The 18,839-nt window shown below is 62.8% G+C and carries 21 protein-coding genes; 16 read left to right on the top strand and 5 right to left on the bottom strand.

The features are described 5' to 3' along the window. The first annotated feature begins 647 nt into the window (after positions 1-647). The 8 genes from BFL43_RS18810 (at position 648) to BFL43_RS18845 (ending at position 6,525) form a co-directional block, all read left to right on the top strand. Positions 648-869, top strand: a complete 222-nt coding sequence (locus BFL43_RS18810) for a hypothetical protein (protein ID WP_084894016.1) — start codon at positions 648-650, stop codon at positions 867-869. A gap of 72 nt (positions 870-941) precedes the next feature. Then, the gene (locus BFL43_RS18815; RefSeq protein ID WP_084894017.1) at positions 942-1,379 is read left to right on the top strand and encodes a DUF4190 domain-containing protein; all 438 of its coding nucleotides are present in this window, start codon (positions 942-944) and stop codon (positions 1,377-1,379) included. Positions 1,380-1,421: 42 nt separating this feature from the next. Beyond that, positions 1,422-2,042, top strand: coding sequence for a TetR/AcrR family transcriptional regulator (locus tag BFL43_RS18820; protein ID WP_084894018.1), 621 nt, complete (start codon positions 1,422-1,424; stop codon positions 2,040-2,042). Then, positions 2,039-3,646 carry a carboxylesterase family protein gene (locus tag BFL43_RS18825; RefSeq protein ID WP_084894019.1) on the top strand — a complete coding sequence of 536 codons (1,608 nt, stop codon included), beginning with the start codon at positions 2,039-2,041 and terminating at the stop codon, positions 3,644-3,646. The genes BFL43_RS18820 and BFL43_RS18825 overlap by 4 nt, the downstream gene beginning before the upstream one ends. Before the next feature lie 53 nt (positions 3,647-3,699). Continuing rightward, positions 3,700-4,044 (top strand): DUF4190 domain-containing protein, encoded by a 345-nt coding sequence (locus tag BFL43_RS18830; RefSeq protein WP_168176676.1) that lies wholly within the window; start codon positions 3,700-3,702, stop codon positions 4,042-4,044. 54 nt (positions 4,045-4,098) lie between these two features. Then, positions 4,099-4,806, top strand: coding sequence for a heme peroxidase (locus BFL43_RS18835; RefSeq protein WP_143695406.1), 708 nt, complete (start codon positions 4,099-4,101; stop codon positions 4,804-4,806). Between the two features lie 163 nt (positions 4,807-4,969). Then, positions 4,970-6,094, top strand: a complete 1,125-nt coding sequence (locus BFL43_RS18840) for a CapA family protein (RefSeq protein WP_240498352.1) — start codon at positions 4,970-4,972, stop codon at positions 6,092-6,094. 173 nt (positions 6,095-6,267) lie between these two features. Next, on the top strand, positions 6,268-6,525 hold the full coding sequence (locus BFL43_RS18845) for a LuxR C-terminal-related transcriptional regulator (RefSeq protein ID WP_346425981.1): 258 nt from the start codon (positions 6,268-6,270) through the stop codon (positions 6,523-6,525). A 146-nt stretch (positions 6,526-6,671) separates the two neighbouring features. Here the strand turns inward: BFL43_RS18845 and BFL43_RS18850 are convergent, their stop codons facing one another. Both BFL43_RS18850 and BFL43_RS18855 read right to left on the bottom strand, forming a co-directional pair. Beyond that, a complete protein-coding gene (locus BFL43_RS18850) occupies positions 6,672-7,085 on the bottom strand; it encodes a PIN domain-containing protein (RefSeq protein ID WP_084894023.1) in 414 nt (137 codons plus the stop codon). Further along, positions 7,076-7,282, bottom strand: coding sequence for a DUF2191 domain-containing protein (locus tag BFL43_RS18855; RefSeq protein WP_084894024.1), 207 nt, complete (start codon positions 7,280-7,282; stop codon positions 7,076-7,078). The genes BFL43_RS18850 and BFL43_RS18855 overlap by 10 nt, the downstream gene beginning before the upstream one ends. Positions 7,283-7,420: 138 nt before the next feature. On the opposite strand from BFL43_RS18855, the gene BFL43_RS18860 reads away from it, so the two are divergent. Continuing rightward, positions 7,421-8,722, top strand: a complete 1,302-nt coding sequence (locus BFL43_RS18860) for a solute carrier family 23 protein (protein WP_084894025.1) — start codon at positions 7,421-7,423, stop codon at positions 8,720-8,722. Here the strand turns inward: BFL43_RS18860 and BFL43_RS18865 are convergent. After that, the gene (locus BFL43_RS18865) at positions 8,711-10,300 is read right to left on the bottom strand and encodes a glycosyltransferase family 39 protein (protein WP_168176677.1); all 1,590 of its coding nucleotides are present in this window, start codon (positions 10,298-10,300) and stop codon (positions 8,711-8,713) included. The genes BFL43_RS18860 and BFL43_RS18865 overlap by 12 nt on opposite strands. A gap of 1,485 nt (positions 10,301-11,785) precedes the next feature. On the opposite strand from BFL43_RS18865, the gene BFL43_RS18870 reads away from it, so the two are divergent. The 6 genes from BFL43_RS18870 (at position 11,786) to BFL43_RS18900 (ending at position 16,199) form a co-directional block, all read left to right on the top strand. Next, positions 11,786-12,421 carry a sporulation delaying protein family toxin gene (locus BFL43_RS18870; RefSeq protein WP_084894027.1) on the top strand — a complete coding sequence of 212 codons (636 nt, stop codon included), beginning with the start codon at positions 11,786-11,788 and terminating at the stop codon, positions 12,419-12,421. 16 nt (positions 12,422-12,437) lie between these two features. Beyond that, positions 12,438-13,061 (top strand): SdpA family antimicrobial peptide system protein, encoded by a 624-nt coding sequence (locus BFL43_RS18875; RefSeq protein ID WP_084894028.1) that lies wholly within the window; start codon positions 12,438-12,440, stop codon positions 13,059-13,061. Further along, positions 13,055-14,035: a sporulation-delaying protein SdpB family protein gene (locus tag BFL43_RS18880; RefSeq protein ID WP_084894029.1), complete on the top strand. Its 981-nt coding sequence runs from the start codon at positions 13,055-13,057 to the stop codon at positions 14,033-14,035. The genes BFL43_RS18875 and BFL43_RS18880 overlap by 7 nt, the downstream gene beginning before the upstream one ends. Further along, the gene (locus BFL43_RS18885; protein ID WP_143695408.1) at positions 14,032-14,775 is read left to right on the top strand and encodes a trypsin-like peptidase domain-containing protein; all 744 of its coding nucleotides are present in this window, start codon (positions 14,032-14,034) and stop codon (positions 14,773-14,775) included. The genes BFL43_RS18880 and BFL43_RS18885 overlap by 4 nt, the downstream gene beginning before the upstream one ends. 438 nt (positions 14,776-15,213) lie before the next feature. Beyond that, positions 15,214-15,678 carry a hypothetical protein gene (locus BFL43_RS18895; protein ID WP_084894032.1) on the top strand — a complete coding sequence of 155 codons (465 nt, stop codon included), beginning with the start codon at positions 15,214-15,216 and terminating at the stop codon, positions 15,676-15,678. A 68-nt stretch (positions 15,679-15,746) separates the two neighbouring features. Further along, positions 15,747-16,199 (top strand): hypothetical protein, encoded by a 453-nt coding sequence (locus BFL43_RS18900; RefSeq protein WP_084894033.1) that lies wholly within the window; start codon positions 15,747-15,749, stop codon positions 16,197-16,199. A 21-nt stretch (positions 16,200-16,220) separates the two neighbouring features. On the opposite strand, the gene BFL43_RS29050 is transcribed toward BFL43_RS18900, so the two are convergent. Continuing rightward, positions 16,221-16,955 (bottom strand): amidohydrolase family protein, encoded by a 735-nt coding sequence (locus BFL43_RS29050; protein WP_168176678.1) that lies wholly within the window; start codon positions 16,953-16,955, stop codon positions 16,221-16,223. A gap of 329 nt (positions 16,956-17,284) precedes the next feature. Further along, entirely contained in the window at positions 17,285-17,791 is a 507-nt protein-coding gene (locus BFL43_RS18910; protein ID WP_143695410.1) for an SDR family NAD(P)-dependent oxidoreductase, read from the bottom strand. A 157-nt stretch (positions 17,792-17,948) separates the two neighbouring features. Here BFL43_RS18910 and BFL43_RS18915 point away from each other — a divergent pair, with 157 nt between their 5' ends. Further along, entirely contained in the window at positions 17,949-18,806 is an 858-nt protein-coding gene (locus BFL43_RS18915) for a ParA family protein (protein ID WP_084894036.1), read from the top strand. The last annotated feature ends 33 nt before the right edge of the window (positions 18,807-18,839 follow it).

Genomic DNA, 18,839 nt, shown 5'->3' on the forward strand with positions numbered 1-18,839 from the left:
ATGAGGGCTGTTCAAGATATGAGCACCTGATTTGGCACTATTTCGTGCCCGTCTCATGGCACGATCGACGTGTGAAGCGCGTGGCCGTTGCAATAATTATGGTCGGGATGTTTGCGGTGGGATGCTCGGGCGGAGACGCTAATGACTCGCCTCAGCCCTCCGCGTCCACGACCACAATCACGGTGACACCGCAGGCGTCCTCGGCTTCTGCTGCTCCCACGAACGTGCCGCCATCGTTGACACCTACGACCGTTGCTGAGAAAGAGATCTCGTGGTGTGGGATCACGGCCGAGTACGAGCCGGGCACCACGTTCTATACGGACGGCTCGAATGGGTGGACGCAATATTGCGAGGACGAGTTCTACGCCGCAAACCCGCCTCAGATATCGGTTGAACCTCCGGTGCAGTGTGAAGATGGGGCTGTCGTCAACGAAGGAGGCGGGAATTACTCCACCTGCCAGAACGGCAGCTGGACCTACGTCGCTCCGACTTTCGACCCGGACTCCGGCGACGGTTATGGTCCCAATCAACCGCTACCGCCGCTATGCGTGCGATTCCCAGACCAATACACCTGTTGAACTGGGCGATTGGCGTTCGACCCAGGTGTAGGTCTGCCGTGAGTACGACCTTTGCGTAGGGTCGTTGCCATGTTTTGGACATCGAACGATCTGGCAGGGGCCTTTCGCGCCGTGGCCGGACACGTGGCCATGACCATCGCGTACTTCGGCTTGACCTTTCTATTCGACCCGAACGAAAGCGTCGGGCACCGGCTGTGGAGCACCACAGTCTGGATCGTCCTCATGCTCGGACTGCTGGAACTGATGCCGCGCGTGTGGCGACGGTCGCGGGGCCACCGACTCGAGCGCTGACCCGGGACTTCGGGTGCTGTCCTTCGTTTGAGCGACCAGCAGTCGCGAGGTTTCTGGATATCGTGTGACGTTATGCAGCCATCACAGGACCCCTGGCAGCCCTATCAGGGCCCGGACCCTTACGGCGCGACACCGCCGCCGCCGGCGAACTGGCAGCAGGGCTACGGATATCCGCCGCAGTATCCGGTGCAATACCCGGTGGCCCGTCCGACCAACGGGCTGGCGATCGGTGCACTCGTCGCGAGTTTGGTGTTCGCGCCGCTGGGGATCGTGCTCGGGCATGTCGCGCTGAGCCAGATCAAGAAGAACGGTGACGAGGGTCGCGGGTTGGCCATCGCCGGACTGATCATCGGCTATGTGCTGACGGTCCTCGGCATCATCACCTGGATCATCATCATCGCGTTCATCAATGCGGTCAACGACTACGAGTACGACGACGAGTACGACTACTACTCGTCGCTCGGGTCGACCTCGGTGTCGGTACCGGCCGCCTCCGTCTCCAATTTCTGACACCCCTGGGAAATTTTAGTCAGAGTTGCTAAACTGGTCTGCATGCCCAGTGCGAAAGCCCCGCGGCCCAACGCCACGTTCATTCAGACTGCCCGGCGCGCGCAGTTGATCGAGTGCGCGATCGAGGTCATTGCCGAGGTGGGCGTCGAGAAGGCGAGTTTTGTCGCTATTGCTGAGCGTGCCGGGATCAGCAGGGGTGTGATCTCCTACCATTTCGACTCCCGCGCAGCTCTTTTGGACAGCATCGTCGCCGAGGTGTACCAATTGGGCGCCACGGCCATGGCCGACAGTGTGGTCGACGCACCGTCTCCGCGGGAAGCGCTGGCGGCGTTCATCACCGGGAGCGTGCAGTTCTACGCGGCCTGCCCACGCCAGATGGCAGCACTGTCAGCGATTTTCGCGTCGGGACACGTTTCTGAGGCGCCTGCACGCGATAGCCGGGTCGAGCACGCGGCCGAGATGCTGGAAGTCGACGCCATCTTGGCTGATGGTCAGGCCCGCGGCGACTTCCGTGACTTCGACACCCGCATCATGACGATGACCATTCGAGCCGCACTCGACTCGGCGTTGCAGCGTATCCGCGCCGGAGACGACCCCCAGCAATTGAGCTCGGAATTGGCGATCACCTTCGACATCGCAACCCGGGCGGGAGGCCCAGAATGATCACTCGCAGAACGCTCACCCCACTCACACTGCTGGTGGCGGTGCTGGCGTTGATCGTGGCGGGGTGCAGCACCTCGCAGGTCGACGACACCGACGCCCCGCTCGAGGTGGACACCACGTCTGGAACACTTCAGGGACGGAACTCCGAGACAACCCGCGAGTTCAAGGGCGTCCGCTACGCGCAACCGCCGACGGGCGACCGCAGATGGACTTTGCCGCAACCTGTTTCAACTCCAGACGAGCAGGTGGACGCAACGAAGGCCGGGTCTCGGTGCGCCCAGCAGGCCGTCCAACCCGGCGCTGCATCGTCGACCGAGGAAGACTGCCTGTTCCTCAATGTCACCACACCACGCGTGCAATCCGATGAGCCACTGCCGGTGCTGGTCTGGTGGCATGGCGGCGGCTTCACCCACGACGCGGGCTCGGACTACGACGCTGCCAGAATCGCTGCCGAGGGGAACGTCATCGTCGTGACGGTGAATTATCGGCTCGGCATGTTCGGTTACCTCGGTCTGCCGGGCCTGGAGGGATCGGGAAACTTCGGCTTCGCCGACCAAATCGCTTCCCTGCGTTGGGTCAACGACAACGCCGCAGCGTTCGGCGGCGACCCCGACAACGTGACTGTCTTCGGTCAGTCCGCCGGCGGAATGTCCACGTGCGCTGTGCTCAGCTCACCTGCGGCAGCTGGGCTCGTCGACAAAGCCGCGATCATGTCGGGAGCGTGTGGGCTGCGATGGCCGAACGGCGTCCTGTTTCCGGGTGTCCCGGAGCAGACCCCGTACACTCCGCTGGCTGACAGCGAGAAGAACGGCACCGACGTCGCGGCCGGATTGGGTTGCGTCGGTGCAGATCAGATCGATTGTCTGCGGCGGCTTCCCGCTGATCGGCTGGTGCCACTGGGGGAGAACTTCTCGAATGTGCTTGCCTATGGGACCGATCTGTTGCCCACAGACCCGGAGAAGGCAGCCCACGACGGTGAAACGACGGCGATTCCGGTGATGATCGGGTCGACCCGTGATGAGCAGCGATCATTCGTCGGTGCGGCGATGCTGGTCGATCCTGCGTCGGTCACCGCCGAGTCGTACCCGATGTTGCTTTCCGATGCGTTCGGTCCTGCCGCGCCGCGAATCGCCGAACGATATCCATTGCAGGACTACCCCTCTGCAGGCATCGCCTGGTCCACGGTGACCACCGATGCCGCCTGGTCCTGTCCTACCGCCCGTACCGCGCGAGAGTTGGCGAAAACCGCGCCGGTGTACACCTACGAGTTCGCCGATCCGACCGCCCCGAACGTCAACGGGATCACTCTGTCCGACCTTCCGCAGGAGGCCGCGCACGCCACCGACCTGCCGTACCTGTTCAATCTGAATGGCCAGGACCTGCTCCGCACACCTGCGCAGCACCAGTTGGCGAGCACGATGATCAACTACCTCGCCGGCTTCGCCCGGACCGGCACGCCGTCGAGTGATGGTTCGCCGGCGTGGCAGCAGATCACCGACACCGACACACCGGTGATGCGATTCGAAGAGAGCGGGGCACGCGTCACCGGCGCAGGCAGCGAGCACCACTGTGATCTGTGGGACGCGCTCCCGATGCCGGCGTAGGCGGAGCCGTTCGACAACCGTCCGTGACGGCCATGGTGGCTATCGTGGATGACATGAACCCACCAGCGAACGACCCCGGACAGCCTGGTCAGGGTTCGCGGCGCCCGGAGTCCGGGCCGATGAGCGGGCTGACGCTCTCTGCGATGGTCGCGAGCATCATCTTCGGGCCGCTGGGGATCGTTCTCGGACACTTAGCTCTGCGGCAGATCAAGAAGACCGATGGTGAAGGGCGTGGCGTGGCACTGGCCGCGACGGTGATCGGTTACATCATGACCGCCGCCGGCATTCTCAGTATCGTGGTCGCACTGACGTTCTGGAACTCGCTGGACGACTATGACACCCCGACGTCGACTGGGACGAATCCACCGTCGGAGTCCTTTGTCGGTGCCCCGCGCTAGTCTCCGTTCTGAGTTGCCCATGGGGAGTGGGCGGCCAACTTCATAGGGGGAAACATGTCAGCAGGGGTGGACGTCCGGGTGGATGCGCTGGGGAGCGCGTTGCGATCGGACTTGGGGGATCATGCACTGTGGTTCAGGCCGCGTCGCTATCCGAATTCGTTGGCGCTGAGCATCATCGATGCGATTTTCTCGACCGGCGCGCGGTACGCGACTGTCGAGAACATCCTCGACAGGTACATTGCCTACCGGGACGGGCAAGGTGGTGACGCCACCGGCGATGGCGCACCTGAACTGCTTGCCACGTTCGCGGAGGTGGGGAGTTCGGGGGCGTGGGCGCACGACATCGGCAATCGCCGACCCACGTCGACCACGCCCGGTGCGCCACTGAAGGCGGAAGCTGTCATAGACGCCGCGACCAGACTGCTCGCGGCGGGTATCGCGACATCGGAAGACCTTCGGACTGCAGCAGATTCGGACGCGCTCCATGTGGTGTGGTCCGTGTGGCGGGAAGTGCCCGGTCAGCGGTCGGGCTTCACGTGGGCCTATCTCCAGCTGTTGGTCGGCATTTCGGCGTTGCAGGTGGACGGCGTCGTCGCGGCGTACCTCGCACGAGTGCTTGATGTTTCAGTGGACGACGTCGACGCGGGTCTGGTGTCGGAGTTGATCGCGGAAGTAGCGCGCAGTAACGAGTGGGACGAGCGTGACATTCCGATGGCGATCTGGCGAGCCGAGCAACGGGCGAGGAGTAGCGGTAGTCGCTGAACCAGGAGTTCATCTCCACCCGAGATGGTGACTGGCCGGGCCTTCGCTGGACGTTCCTCGAGGTGCCCGGCCGGTGTCTCGGCTGTGCCGGTGCCAGTCGTACGAAGATATGAACCTTCAAATCTAATGGGCATCAACATCATTCCTGGTCCACAATGTCGAGGTGCTCAAGGCGTCCAAGAAACCCGATTCGGCGAGAAGACTGTTCGTCACCATGATCGCCGTCGGCGGTGTGGCCGTCACAGCGGCGTGTGGGGGCGCGGCCGCTGAGAACCCCGCAGTGTCGGGTTCCGGCGAGGTACCGGCAGCCCCGGCGGCTCCGGTCCCGCAGGAGATCGTGCTCACGTTCGTCGGCGACAACATCCTCGGCACCGACACCAACTTCGGGGCGGCGACGAGTCTGCCCACGCTGTGGGCCGAGAGTGGCAGCGATCCCAACTACTTCTTCCAGAACACCAAGAGTCTGTTCGCCTCCGACGATCTGACGGTCGCGAACCTCGAGGTCGCCTTCACGACGGCGTCGGACAAGATCGACAAGGGGCCGGGGGAGGTCTATCACTTCAAAGGTGATCCGGCCTTGGTGGGCACGCTCACCGCCGGTGACATCGAAGCGGTGACGGTGAGCAACAACCACACCGGCGACTTCGGGCGGCAAGGTTTCGACGACACCATCGCGACGTTGGAGGGCGCCGAAATCGACTACTTCGGTGAGGGTTTCAAGTACCTCACGGAGCTGAAGGGGCTGACGGTCGGCTTCGTCGGCTACCAGGCCTGGACGGACTCGGACGAGCTGCGTGCCGAGATCGCAAGTGACTTTGCCGACCTCCGCGCGCAGGGCGCTGACGCGATCGTCCCCTACTTTCATTGGGGCATCGAATCGACATCCGAACCCTACGACGTGCAAACCGCGCTGGCGCACTTTGCCATCGACTCCGGTGCAGCCATGGTGATCGGCAGCCATCCGCACGTGATCCAGTCCATGGAGGTCTACAACGGAAAGTTGATCGCGTACTCTCTGGCGAACTTCGCGTTCGGTGGGAACAGCAACCCGACAGACAAGCGCACCTTCATCTTGCAGACGCGACTGCACACTCTCGGTGACGCTGTGAACAGCGTCGACTTCCGAGCCATACCCACCCGGATATCGCGCACGGAAAGCTTCAACGACTACGTCCCCACGCCGTACCCGTCGCCCGAAAAGGAAGAGGTTCTGGGCTACCTGAACAGCCTGTCGCCGACCTCCGGTGGTCGCATCTCGGCGGAGTTCGGCCCGGTTGCCGGAGCGTGATCGGTCGATAACACGTTACATCGCAGGATGTTTGATTGTTTGTACTAACGATGACCCCAATACTGGGGTACCGACGGTTTCAGTTGGTGACTGTCCGACTTCGCCGATAGAGTCTTCGTCACTTGGCAGTTGGCAAAACCGCCACGAAAGAAGATCGGACTCGCATGTACACCATGACCCCGGACCCTGTTGTCGATGTTGCACCCTCCCCGGCGCTCAGCGCCCGCGAAATCGAGGTTCTCCGAACTTGGTTCACCTGCGACTCGAAGAACGAAGCCGCCCGGTTGCTGTTCATCACCGCTGCGACGGTCAACACGCACATCGCGCGAATTCGCGACAAGTACGACGCTGTCGGTTGCCCCGGCGCCACGAAATCGGCGCTGCTTGCCCGCGCACTGCAAGACGGGCTCATCACCGTGGAGGAGCTGTAGTCCTTCAGCGGACGGATTCACTCACCTGACTGCAGGTGAAGCAGATTCAGCGAATCAGTGACGTGAGCGGTCGATCTCTCCGCGACCGCCGGTGATGTCGGCGTCGTCCGCGTACCTCGGTGCCCGTGGAACCTGATGAGCATCGGTCACGATGCCACCGATACCCAGCGATGCCTGAAATCCATCTGCGAGAGTAATTCGAAGTCATGGTCGTGGTGAACGACAACCAGGCCGTGTTGGCGAGCCAGGACCGCAGTCAGGAGGTCGATCACGCCTACCGCGCGGTGTCGTTCCTGGCCGGCAAGAACTCCCTGTACGTCGAAGGCGGATTTCCAGTGCTCGTCGTCTGCGGCGAGATACTCGTAGGAGAGACGACGGTTGTCCCGAACCCGTTCGTATTCGTCGGGTGTCCTGGCTGAGTACAACGCCTCGGCGTCAAGACCCGCCCACGTCGCCGCCTGGCCGCTCTCGATCAACGGGGCCACTTGTGATGCGACCTGTGGACTGCGCATGCGCGCGGCCGCGCTGGTGTCGATCATGTACCTGGCGACTACCGCCATACCTGATCCCGGATGCCCTTGTCTGCCATTGGTTCCATCCCGCCATCTGACAGCCATTCGATCTCCCGCGCACGCGCAGACGTTGCGGCCGCATGACGCAATGCGGCGCGGACCGTATCGGAGACGCCGGTGGTCCCCAACTCGAGTTGGGCAGCCGCCAGCAGGTCGTCATCGAGCTCGATCAGGCGTTTGGTCATGGGACTCCATGCGTATATGGGACGAGTCAATGCAGTATATATCGGGTTCGCCGGACCTCGATGAGCATGAGTATTGGACGGATCCGGCTTCGGCTGGGTTCCAAGACGTTCGAACCGCCATGCTTCAGACTGATGCCCATGACGAAGCAAGAACCGCAGGCTCGAACGTCCTTTTTCGGCTGGCAACTGGCCGGCGACACGGACGTGATCGCCCCGCATGAGCGGCTGAGCTGGCCGAAGACCGTAGGTATCGGATTGCAGCACGTGGTGGCCATGTTCGGTGCCACCTTCCTGGTGCCCGTGCTCACGGGGTTCCCGCCGGCGACGACGCTGCTGTTCTCCGGCATCGGCACCATCCTGTTCCTGCTGATCACCCGCAATCAGCTCCCCAGCTACCTCGGGTCGAGCTTTGCGATCATCGCACCGGTGCTGGCCGCGACCGCATCGAACGGCCAGGGGTCGGCGCTGGGCGGCATCGTCCTGGTCGGTGCGCTGCTGATCCTGATCGGTGTGGTGGTCCACTTCGCCGGGACCGGCTGGATTCACGCGCTCATGCCCCCGATCGTCACCGGCACGATTGTGGCGCTGATCGGTCTGAATCTGGCACCGACCGCGAAGACGAACTATGAGCAGGACGCCCTCACCGCGACGGTGGTGCTGGTGCTGCTGATCGCGTCGCTGGTCTTGTTCAAGGGACTGATCGGCCGGCTCGCCATCTTCGTCAGTGTCGTGCTCGGGTACTTCTTCGCGCTGGTGCGCGACAAGGTCGACACCGACCCCATCGGTGCTGCCGACTGGATCGGCTTCCCCGAGTTCCAGTCACCGACCTTTCATCTGTCGGTGCTGCCGATGTTCCTGCCCGTGGTGCTCGTGCTGGTGGTCGAGAACATCGGACATGTCAAGTCCATCAACACCATGACCGGACTGAACTACGACAAGAAGATCGGCCGCGCGCTCGCCGCCGACGGTCTGGCCACCGTGCTGGCCGGTAGCGGCGGCGGTTCTGCCACAACCACATACGCCGAGAACATCGGCGTCATGGCCGCCACGAAGGTCTACTCCACAGCCGCATACTGGGTCGCCGGTGTGGCGGCGATCCTGCTGGGTCTCTCACCCAAGGTCGGTGCCGTGATCGCGTCGGTGCCGCCGGGTGTGCTCGGCGGTGTGACGACCGCCCTCTACGGCTTGGTCGGCATCCTGGGTGTGCACATCTGGGTGACCAACAAGGTCGACTTCTCCAAGCCGGTCAACCAGTTCACCGCCGCGATCGCGCTGGTGATCGGCATCGCCGACTTCTCCTGGACAGTCGGCGATCTGAGCTTCGGCGGTATTGCTCTCGGCGCCATCGCAGCGTTGCTGATCTACCACGTCATGCGAGTGGTCGGTGGCTGGCGGGGGACGGTGGTCGTCGACAAAGCAGATGTGGACTCACCGCACTGACTTGGTGACCTGACTGATGTTGAACTGCCAACGCTCCACGATGTGGAAGCCCAGCCTGGCCGGCACCCGGTAGGCGTACGTCTTCCCGAAAGGGATGCCCGGGGCGATTTCTGGCCCGACGTCGCGGGCGCCGAGTGCGGGGTCCCGCTCCGCGATCGTCCAGATGATCGAACACGCGTTGATCTTGTCGCGGATCAGATGCGGAGCGATGTTGTCGTCCCATAGCCGTCCCTGATCGCGGCCGGTCCTGCCGAGGCCGACATCGACCAGTTGGTCGTAAGCATCCGGACGTGCCGACAGCAGCGGTCGAATAGGTCCTGGCTCCCAGGAGACGTTGTCGTCGAGGAGCAGGCAGTCACCGGGAGAGGACTGTGCGGCAATGGTGTCGGCGACCTGGCTGTAGTCCATCTTGAACTTCGCGTAGTCGCCGCGTTGGGTGATCCAGTTGGGAATGGCAGCGAGGGCGAAGACCAGCAGCAGCGCGGCAATCGGCGCCGGCTTCCGGGCGACCGTCACGACGCTGACGCCCACCAACAGTGCCGCCGCGGGAGCGGTGAACGAGAGGTACCGGTCGACGTAGATCGGTTGAGAGACGATCGAGTACACCAGCAGACCGACGGTGGGGACGAGCATCCACACCACCGAGATCACGGCGGTCTCGGCCTGCCCTTCGAACGACACCACCTCCCGTCGCCGCAGATACAGGAACGCCGCGACCGCGACGACGACGTACGCGAGAACCCCGAACAGAACCGAAAAGTCGAAGTATTGCGTGAGCAGCACGTTCCCGAACGTCCGGCGGTCGAGAGGGTCGATCCAACTGAGTTGCCCTGACTGGGCTCGCATGAACACCAGATACGGGGCGAGCACGACGATCGCGGCGGTGGTGGAGATTGCCCATGATCGCAGGACGAGTCGAGGGGCACCGAGCATGACCAGAGCGCACAGGTGCACGCCGATCAGCATCAGCAGGTGGATGTTGATCAAGACGGCGAACACCACGACGACCGCGTACAGCGCCCACAGCCACCGGGAGGCTCGTCGCGCGGCCACCACGAGGATGACGGTCACCCAGACCGACGCGAGGGTCGCCAATGCGTAGGGTCGAGCTTCGATCCCCGCCGACGTGATCCGCGGCAACACCGCAAAGACCACTCCCGCGCTGAGCGCCACGGAACGCGTGGACAACAGTCGCCCCAGCGTCACCACGCCTGCGGCCGCGACTCCGACCGCGAGGCTGCTGGGTATCCGCGCCGACAGTTCCGTGTCCGGGAAGATGTCGAACCACCCGTGCATGAGCAGGTAGTAGAACGTGTGCGCGGAGTCGGTGGAGGACACGAGGTCGAACAGTTCGGGCAACGGCCTGGTCGACGCCGAGACGGTCGCCGCCTCGTCGTACCAGAAAGACGGATTCGCGGATCCGACGATGCTGACGACAACTGCCAACACGGCGATGAAGATCGCGTCGATCACCGGCGGGCGACGGAGCAGAAAGCCCCGTGCGGTCGGCGACGCGGTGTCGGTCGTCAGGGCGCTTCTCCATCCGGAAGTCGTGGCGAGTGCTCGCCATCGTCTCACGGGCGCCCGTGTATCGATCAGCTTGTGCTGCTGTGGCCCCGAACGGTCATGACGGGGCCATGGCGGTGCGGACGGCAGCCCTGACATCAGGGTCGGAGTTCCCCCAATCCGCGAGCGGCGCCGGCGCGCACCTTGCAAGCGGAATCGCCGATCGCTGTGATGAAATAGGGGCATCGACAGGGCTCCGCCGAGGGCGGACATGACCCCGAGTGCGCCGGCCCGCACGAGTGGATCACGCTCCCGGGCGAGTACCCGGACGGCTTCTGCGTCCGTGATGGGCCATTTCGACAGGTGGCGACCACGCCAGGGAAGTCCCGTTGCGCCGTTTGACCTGCCCAGTGCTGTGGCGAAAGTGCCGATGCGCCACTGTATCGCCGCCGGCGATGATCAAGATCAATGCGGTGTCTGGGTATGCGTCGAGGGCGTCGAGAGGGCGTCGAGAAAGGGGTATGGGCTCAGAACGTGTAGTCGCGCTCGGCGTTCACTACGTAAAATCGCTCCCGCTCGTGCTACGCGGCGCTGCCGATGATCGATCCGAGCGTTTCCCGCAGTCACCTGCCATGTGTTCGTTGGAAGGGGTGCTCCCGAAAGCGATGCAGTCTCGAGCGCATCGGCAGCGGTGATCGCGGTGCGCCGGTCGCCGGATGCCGGATGCCCAGACTGGGTTGCGTCCGCGGTTGTCCCTTCCGGAGAGCGTTGCCGACCCTGGCGACGCTGAAGACGTATCGGTTGAACAGGACCTCGATAAAGGTTTCCTTCATTCGCCACGAGCTGCTTCGCCCTTCATTTCCGAGGAGTTCACGATACCGTTACCTGAATGATCGGCCCACCCGTTTGGAGCGCCGAAAAGGTGACCGTCTACTACAATTGACGCTGATCCTTGGGCCCAAACCTGTTGTCCAACTGTGGGTCACGAGTGCTTCGGGCGGCGGGGGAGCCGGAACCGCACGGCAAACTGATCTACATGATCTATTGCTTCTACTTTCGTCAACATCACCAATTCTCGGAAGCGAAGGGTTGCGCTTCACCTTGGCTCTGATAATCTCCCTTGCGATCCCTGACGAACCTGACAATCGCAACGAAACCAACACAGCATCACACCGAACGATGTTTTAACGCACGAGACCAAATTACCCGGGGGGGACGCTTTGGGCGTGAACAATTCGATCTATTTCAGGCTGTGACGATCGCCAATGATCTGTTTTGCACAAATCCCGCCGCAGTGTGGCCACATCACACAGCGGCGGGTCAGACCCGCGGCCATCGCGGGATAGTCTGCGCACCAGCTCACGATCGAGCGGATTTATCGCCGGCAATCGCTGCCACAATCGGCGCCACTTCATGAGAGCCCAGTGCTTCCGCAGTGCGCGCCAATCAGCTTGCCGATGTCACCAGTAAGCCATCGGTACATCGCAGGGCCTGGGGGACAATGCTTTTCCAGGTAACTCGGAATGACAACACAACGTCAGAAGGAGTTGCAGAAAATTGAGAAGGAACAGAATCGCCATCACGGCGGCGACCTGCGCAACGGCGCTCGGCCTCGCATTCGGTGGCGCACAGTTGGTCAGCGCGGAACCCTCGTCGCCGAGCGGAATTGAGTCCGCGAAGTACACCGGAGAAGAGATTTATCGCGGCGTGTTCTTCGGGCAGGGGCCGGTGGCAGTTGAACTCGCGAAGAAGTCGAGTTTCTCTCATCTCGCCGCCTCGCTGGACAAGAGCAACACCCCAGTGGTGGACGCCGGAGCCACGACCGTGATCGACCAGATCAAAGCAGCTCAGCCGAATTTCTTCAATGAGTTTGGCAGTGCGCTGAATTCGGGTAGTCCACGTCAGGTTCAGGCCGCACTCGAGGACGGGTCGACGGCACTCGAGGAGGTCGACGGAGCGTCTGTCGATCGCACCGATCGGGCTCAGGACTGCGGTGTGACCGTTGCTGTTGCGGGCGCGGTCGTCCACGTCGGCGCCCTGGTGACGGCAGCGGCAGGTGCGGTCACGGTGACGGTCGCTGTTGGTGCCAACGTCGTATACGCCCAGAACTGGTTCTGGGGTGGCGACAGTGCAGGCACGGACACCCTGAGCCAGGAGCAGGCCACCGCCGAATTGACCGACGCGCTGGCCTAGGCGACCGGAACAGCACATGACCCAGTCAGAACTACAGTCCGGCGATGATGTCGTGAAGTCCCACGACGTGCTGCCTGACCCCGCGACGCCGAGTGTTGACGTTCCGATTGTGAAGGTAGTCCTCGTCGGACTGATCGTCGCCATCGTCGGACTGTACGTTCTGTTCCAGACATTGCCGAAAAGCGCTGTGACGTTGCCATTTCAAGACAGTGCACCGGCCAAGGCTTCGGTCAATGTTTTTCCGCAAGGTTGGGCGTTCTTCACCAAGTCGCCGAGAGATGAGGTGATTCAGGTCTTTCGGCGCGACGGTGACGACCTAGAACTCGCCTCGCGAACGCCGATCAGCGCGCCGCACAATGCTTTCGGACTGGATCGACTGCCGCGTAAGCAGGGCACCGAGTTCGCTGGTCTGATCGGCAGCGCGCCCACGGACCAACAATGGAACAACTGTGAACTCGACCTCGATGCCTGCCTGAGCCCCACGTGGCCGAAGGTTCCGGTGGACAATCCCTCGCCGGGGCCCACGTACTGCGGCGACATCTACATCGTCGGGTACAGCGCGACGCCGTGGGCCTGGCGCGACTTCGGCGACCCGCCGCGAGTACCCGAACGATCCCTGAGATTAGAGGTCTCATGCTGAAGCCGGCTCCATCGCGGTCACCGCGAACTGTGACGATCCCGGCCGCACCCTGGACCGATGTAGTCGGCCTGGCGCGGAGCCTGGTGGCGATCAGTGGCATGCTGACCTTGTTGTTCAGTTCGCCGGACAGCCTCTTCACCTACCGTGCGGACACCGGGCTCGCACCCGGGTGCTCAGCGGCCGGCAAATGGTTCGCCTTCTGTCTCACCGACCGCGATGACCTGCGAATCACCCAGATCGTCTGTGCCCTGGTACTCCTGGTCGCGGCGACCGGCTGGCGGCCGCGATTCACCTGCATCCCGCAGTGGTACGTCCACTTCAGCATGTGGTTTCAGATGTCGGCACCTGATGGCGGCGATCAACTCGCGGCGGTGCTCACACTCCTGCTGATCCCCATCGCACTCACCGATTCGCGGCGCTGGCACTGGTCGTCCGCGCAGAGTCCGGTCGTCGACGGACCGAACAACGCACAATCAAAGAACACGTCGGCTGTGCAATGGCGGATCGTGATAGCCGTGGTCTTCCTCGTGGTGATCAAGGTCCAGGGATCCGTGCTGTACCTGCAGGCCAGCCTGGCGAAACTCACGCACGATGAGTGGGCCAACGGCACCTCGTACTACTACTGGGCGTCTGATCCCGTGTTCGGCATGTCCGGGTGGCTGCACGGGATGGTGTTCTCGTGGCTCGACTCGCCGGTGGTCGTCACCGCCGTCACCTGGGGCCCGGTGCTCTTGGAGTTCCTGCTCGCTGTCAGTTGCCTGATGGCCCCCCGCTATCGGGCGGTTCTTCTTCCACTGGCGTTGCTGTTCCACGCTGCTATCGCGATTTCGATGGGGCTGTGGAGCTTCTGCCTCGTCATGTGGGCCTTGGACTTTCTGCTGCTCTACCCGATTGCGTCCTCGCTGCGACTGTTCCTACCAACTCGAATCCGACTGCCTTCCCGGTCCCAAAATGAGAAAGCTGCACCGCAATGAATCGAATTGCTCACCTGGACAACGTGGACGGGCACACCGCGACGTGGGTCAGATCGTGCCTCATCGCGCTCGCGAGCTGTGCGATTGCCCTGCTCGGCGTCGTCATGCCGTCCACAGCGAGGGCAGACCCGCCTCCTGCCGAGGTCGGGGCCGGCACGATCTACTACACCGCTCGCGGGATCACCTGCTACGTCACGTCAGCCGGGCACACCGACGGCAAGGCCGTCGCCCTGACCGCGGGACATTGCGGAAATATCGGCGATCAGATTGCACTCACGCCGGGTGGAACTCCGATCGGGCGATTTGTGGCCAGAGTGCCGCCGTACGACGTTGCGGTGATCGTCCTCGACGAGTCGGTCGCCCGTCCCTCGGCGGGCGCAGCCGGATCTGAAGTGCACGGGATCGCCGCACCTCCGACATTCCCTGGGGTGGTGTGTAAATCAAGCAGACTTGTGGGCCGCGAATGTGGCGTTGTCTGGGGAAATCTGGCGGACGCGCCTGGTGAGGTCGCCAATCAGACGTGTTCGGTCTCCGGCGACTCCGGCGCGCCCGTCGTTGATCTGCAGGGGCGGTTGGTCGCGATGAACAATGGACACCTGGTTGCTCCCGAAACGTTCCCTATCGACCTAGGATGCACGAATCCAGCTTCGCCAGTGCATGTTCCGGCATATGCAACATCGATCACCGAGGTCTTCGCGGCGATGCACAAGGCCGGAGTCGACTACCGGCCGGTCCCGTGAACCGCACGGCGGCCCTGGTCGCCAGCGGTGGACACAAACCCCGATCAGTAGTACTACTAGACTTATGAAAGTTGAGTTGAACTCGGATTCCCCCGAGGAGCTCTACCTGCAAATCGCGAGTTCCATTCGCGGCACGATTGCCAGCGGGGATGCGCAGCCGGGAGCGGTATTGCCACCGGCCAAGGCGCTTGCACAAGCAATCGGCGTGAATCGCCTGACGGTGCTTCGTGCTTACCACGTGCTTCGCGATGAGGGTCTGGTGTCGTTGAGGCGGGGGCTCGGGGCGACCGTGACGACTGATCGTGTGACATCGTCTGCGCGACTCCGGTTGATTGTGGAAGGCGCTCTGAGAGAAGCGAAGAGAGCTGGTCTGGACGACGAACAGCTCTTCGACTTGATGAGATCGATCAGATCTGAAGAATCCAAAGGAGGTGAGTGATGACCAGGTCAGCCGTGTGGCGGCTCCTGCTTGTACCGGCTGCGTTCACTGTCGCCGGATTTCTCGTGTCTATTGTTCTGGCCTTTTCCTTGCCGAGTCCGGTTGCTGTGCAATGGAGCTCGGCGGGCGAGGTGACGAATAAGGTGCCGGTCTGGGTGGTTCCCATCATGTTGGTTGCCATTGCGGCGATCCCGGTGGTCGTCACGGGACTGATTGCGCTCAGTCGCGATGCCGGCAAGGTCACGGGCGCGCTGGTCCTTGCTTTCGGAATCGGCGCCAACGTCTTCATCTGCATTTCTGTGATAGCCATCCTTGCCCCCCAGTTGGGTGCTGACAGTGCGTCGGCGAGCAGCGGGCCGTCGACTTTCTGGCTCATCGTCGCGGGAGTAGCGGCGCTAGTGGTGGGCGCGGTAGTCGGCGTCGTTGCTTCACAGCCCCGTTCGCCCGCTCCCCGCAGTGCCTAGCCGCGGGGAGAGCAGACCATCTCCCACACAGAGTTCGTTCAACTGGTAGTACGAAGAAGGAGAGAGACATGTCAGATGCACGTGATGAGACCTCAGTATTCGTCAAACGACTGTCGAACACCGGCGTCAACGTCGCACTTCTCGCCGCGGGGGTGATCCTCGTCCTTGTTGCTGTGGTCGTGGGGAACTGGATTCCTGCCTTGATCGGAGCCCTTCTGGTACTGACGATTCCACTGCTCATCTGGACAGTCCGGATCGATTCCACGGGCGTCCATGCGTCGTCTCTCGTGCGGTTCCCATCCTTGAACGTCTCTGCTGACGAGATCGATTCCGCCGAGAGCTTCGAAATCGCTTCTGTTGCCAAATACGGCGGCATAGGTTTGCGTCACCGACCAGGTTCATCAGGTCTGATACTCGGCACCGGTCCGGCGTTGCGCGTGGTCAAGCAGAATGGCAAGGACGTGGTGATCTCGATGTCCAACCCTGAGCAGGCAGTCGGAGCGGTCCCGGTCAGGGGCTGATCGGAATCACCGTCGGGTGGCTCACAATGTGTACACGCGCTCGGCGTTCGCTGCGTAGAACCGCTTCTGTTCGTGCTCCGCGGCAGTACCGATGATCGATCCGAGCGATTCTCGCAGCTGCGCGTAGTCACCTGCCATGTGTTCGATGGGAATGTTGCTCCCAAAAGCGACGCGGTCCCAGCCGAACACGTCGATGGCCTTCTCGATCCAGGGGCGCAGCGCCACCTCGGACAGGTCGCGCGTTGTCATGCCGAGTCCGGAGATCTTGCACAGCGCACTCGTCTCGGCGGCATAGGAGCTGATTGCAGATTCCCACGCCGACCGCGAGAACGGGTCTGTTCCGGCGGGCCACCCGGTGTGTTCGATAACCACGTCGAGCTCGGGATAACGTCGCAGGATCTCGACCCAGTCGGCGGCCGTGTCGGGTTGCGAGGACACCTCGAAGATGAAGTTGTGTGCCTGCAGCCACGACAGCACGGTCTTGGCGGCCTCGGAGCCGGGTTCGAGGCCGTATAGGACCCGGACACCGCGAAACCGTGATGAGGCCGCCTGGCGCTCGAGGTCGGTCATGAGCTTGCCTGCGTCCAGGATGGGGTCCACGGACCCGATGATGACCAGGTCGAGGTCGTTCTCACCGGCGTAGGCGTCGATCCAGTCGGTCTCGTCGAGGTAGCTTCCGGGTTTGGTGACCGCGGAGACATGAACGAACTTGGTGACCCCGAAATCACCTGCTGCCGTGCGGTAGTCGCCGATCACGAAGTCCCGGTACAGATCTGTGTCGACACTGGTCGCGAATCGTCGGCAGCACGGAGCGGATGCAGTTGAAGGTGCCCGTGAGGTTGGTGTCGATCGTCCGCGAGCCGTCTGTAGTCGAGGAGGCGCCGTAGTGTCCGAGGTTCGCCATGCCGTGGCGAGATTGACTTCGAGCACGGTGCGAGCAAATGGGGCATCATCGGCCTCATCACACGTCCACCTGTGGGAAGTCACGAAATGCGTCGACGATGTGTGCGGGCATGGGTGCGGGTTCGAGCCACGGAATCCCGAGTGGACGGACCGTTCTCGATGGCGACGGTCTTGATTCGGGATCACGGCCAACGTCGTCTGTCCATCACCATCGGAGTATTGACAGTCGTGGGACGCCACGCCGCGATTCGCCGCATTGAGTCGCTGCGCCCAGCGCCGGACGAAATGGCGATGATGCGGCCGTATCCCGCCGACGACATCATGTCGCGCCAGACCTCGTCGCTGATCTCGGCGACTGTGGAGAACCCGCAGATGCCTGCGTTGGCAATCAGGATCTCGACGCCGCCGAGGTCGACGATCGTGCGTTGCACGAGGTCGTCGACGGCCTCGCTGTCGCGGACATCGACCACGGTCGCGGTGGCGACGCCGCCCTCGCTGCGGATCAAGTCGACAGTGGCGTCGAGGTCTTCTTCGGTCGGCATCTCGTAGGGGACGGTGCGGATCTGATCTGCGATGTCGGCGACCACGACGTGGGCGCCTGCTGCGGCGAGAGCGCGGGCATGCGCGCGTCCCTGACCTCGGGCGCCGCCGGTGACGATGGCGACCCGTCCGTCCAGTTCACGTGCCACTGTCGGTCCTCTCCATGCACTGATCAGCCCAGCTCTCGTCAACGTAACAAGACTCCGAGGGCAGGTTGCCCGAATCTGCAATCTGCGCCCCGCAGCCTCAGGGTCGCTAAGTTGTGTCCAGGAGAAACCGGCGAACCGGCTCTGGGGGAGCAACCGTATGGCCAAGGTGATCGCGACCGTCAGCCTCAAGGGCGGGGTGGGCAAGACGACGGTGGCCGCTGCGTTGGCGGAGTTCTTGGCTGCGGAGTTCGGTCAGCGGATCCTGCTTGTCGACCTGGACTCCCAGATCAATCTGACCACCATGATGATCGGTGAACGGCGGTGGCTCGAGCTGAATGAGGCGGGCTCCACCTTGGCAGCGCTGTTCAACGACGCCGTCGACGGCACCTCGAACTTCGACATCGAGCGAGCGATCCAGCGGTCGGTGTCGTCAGTGGAGAAGGTGACCACTGTCGATCTGTTGCCGTCTTCGCTCGACCTCATCGAAGTGCAGGAGGAGCTGAGCGCCCTGCGCGTGGGAGCCGACGACACCCTGGCCGCGGTGAACATCCTCGGTACCGCGATCAAACCGGTCGCTGACTCCTACGACTTCATACTCGTCGACTGCCCGCCCAATGTCGGCCCGATCACCCTGAACGGCTTGGCCATGGCCGATGGTTACATCATCCCGACCATCCCGGATGTGTTGTCGACCTACGGGATCCCGCAGATCCAGCGTCGGGTCTGTGAGTTCAGCGACGAGATCGGCAGGCACATCGTCGAATTGGGGGTGGTGATCACGAAGTTTCGGTTGAACTCGACCGTGCACCAGACCACGGTCATGAAGCTCCGGCGCGATCGGACCATCCAGAATGTGCTGCCGGACTACCTACCGGAGTCGAACTCGATTGCGGGAGCTGCGGAGTTCCAACCGCACGCGACCTTGAAGGCGAAATACGGCACGCATGGGCAGTTCGACCGGTTCCGTGGGTTGGCGAGAACAGTGATGGTCGAGGCCGGAGACAAATTGCCGTGACCTGTGCAGACGTTTCACTCGTCGATTAGTCCG

The sequence above is a fragment of the Williamsia sp. 1135 genome, assembly GCF_002095395.1.
GTDB lineage: Bacteria > Actinomycetota > Actinomycetes > Mycobacteriales > Mycobacteriaceae > Williamsia.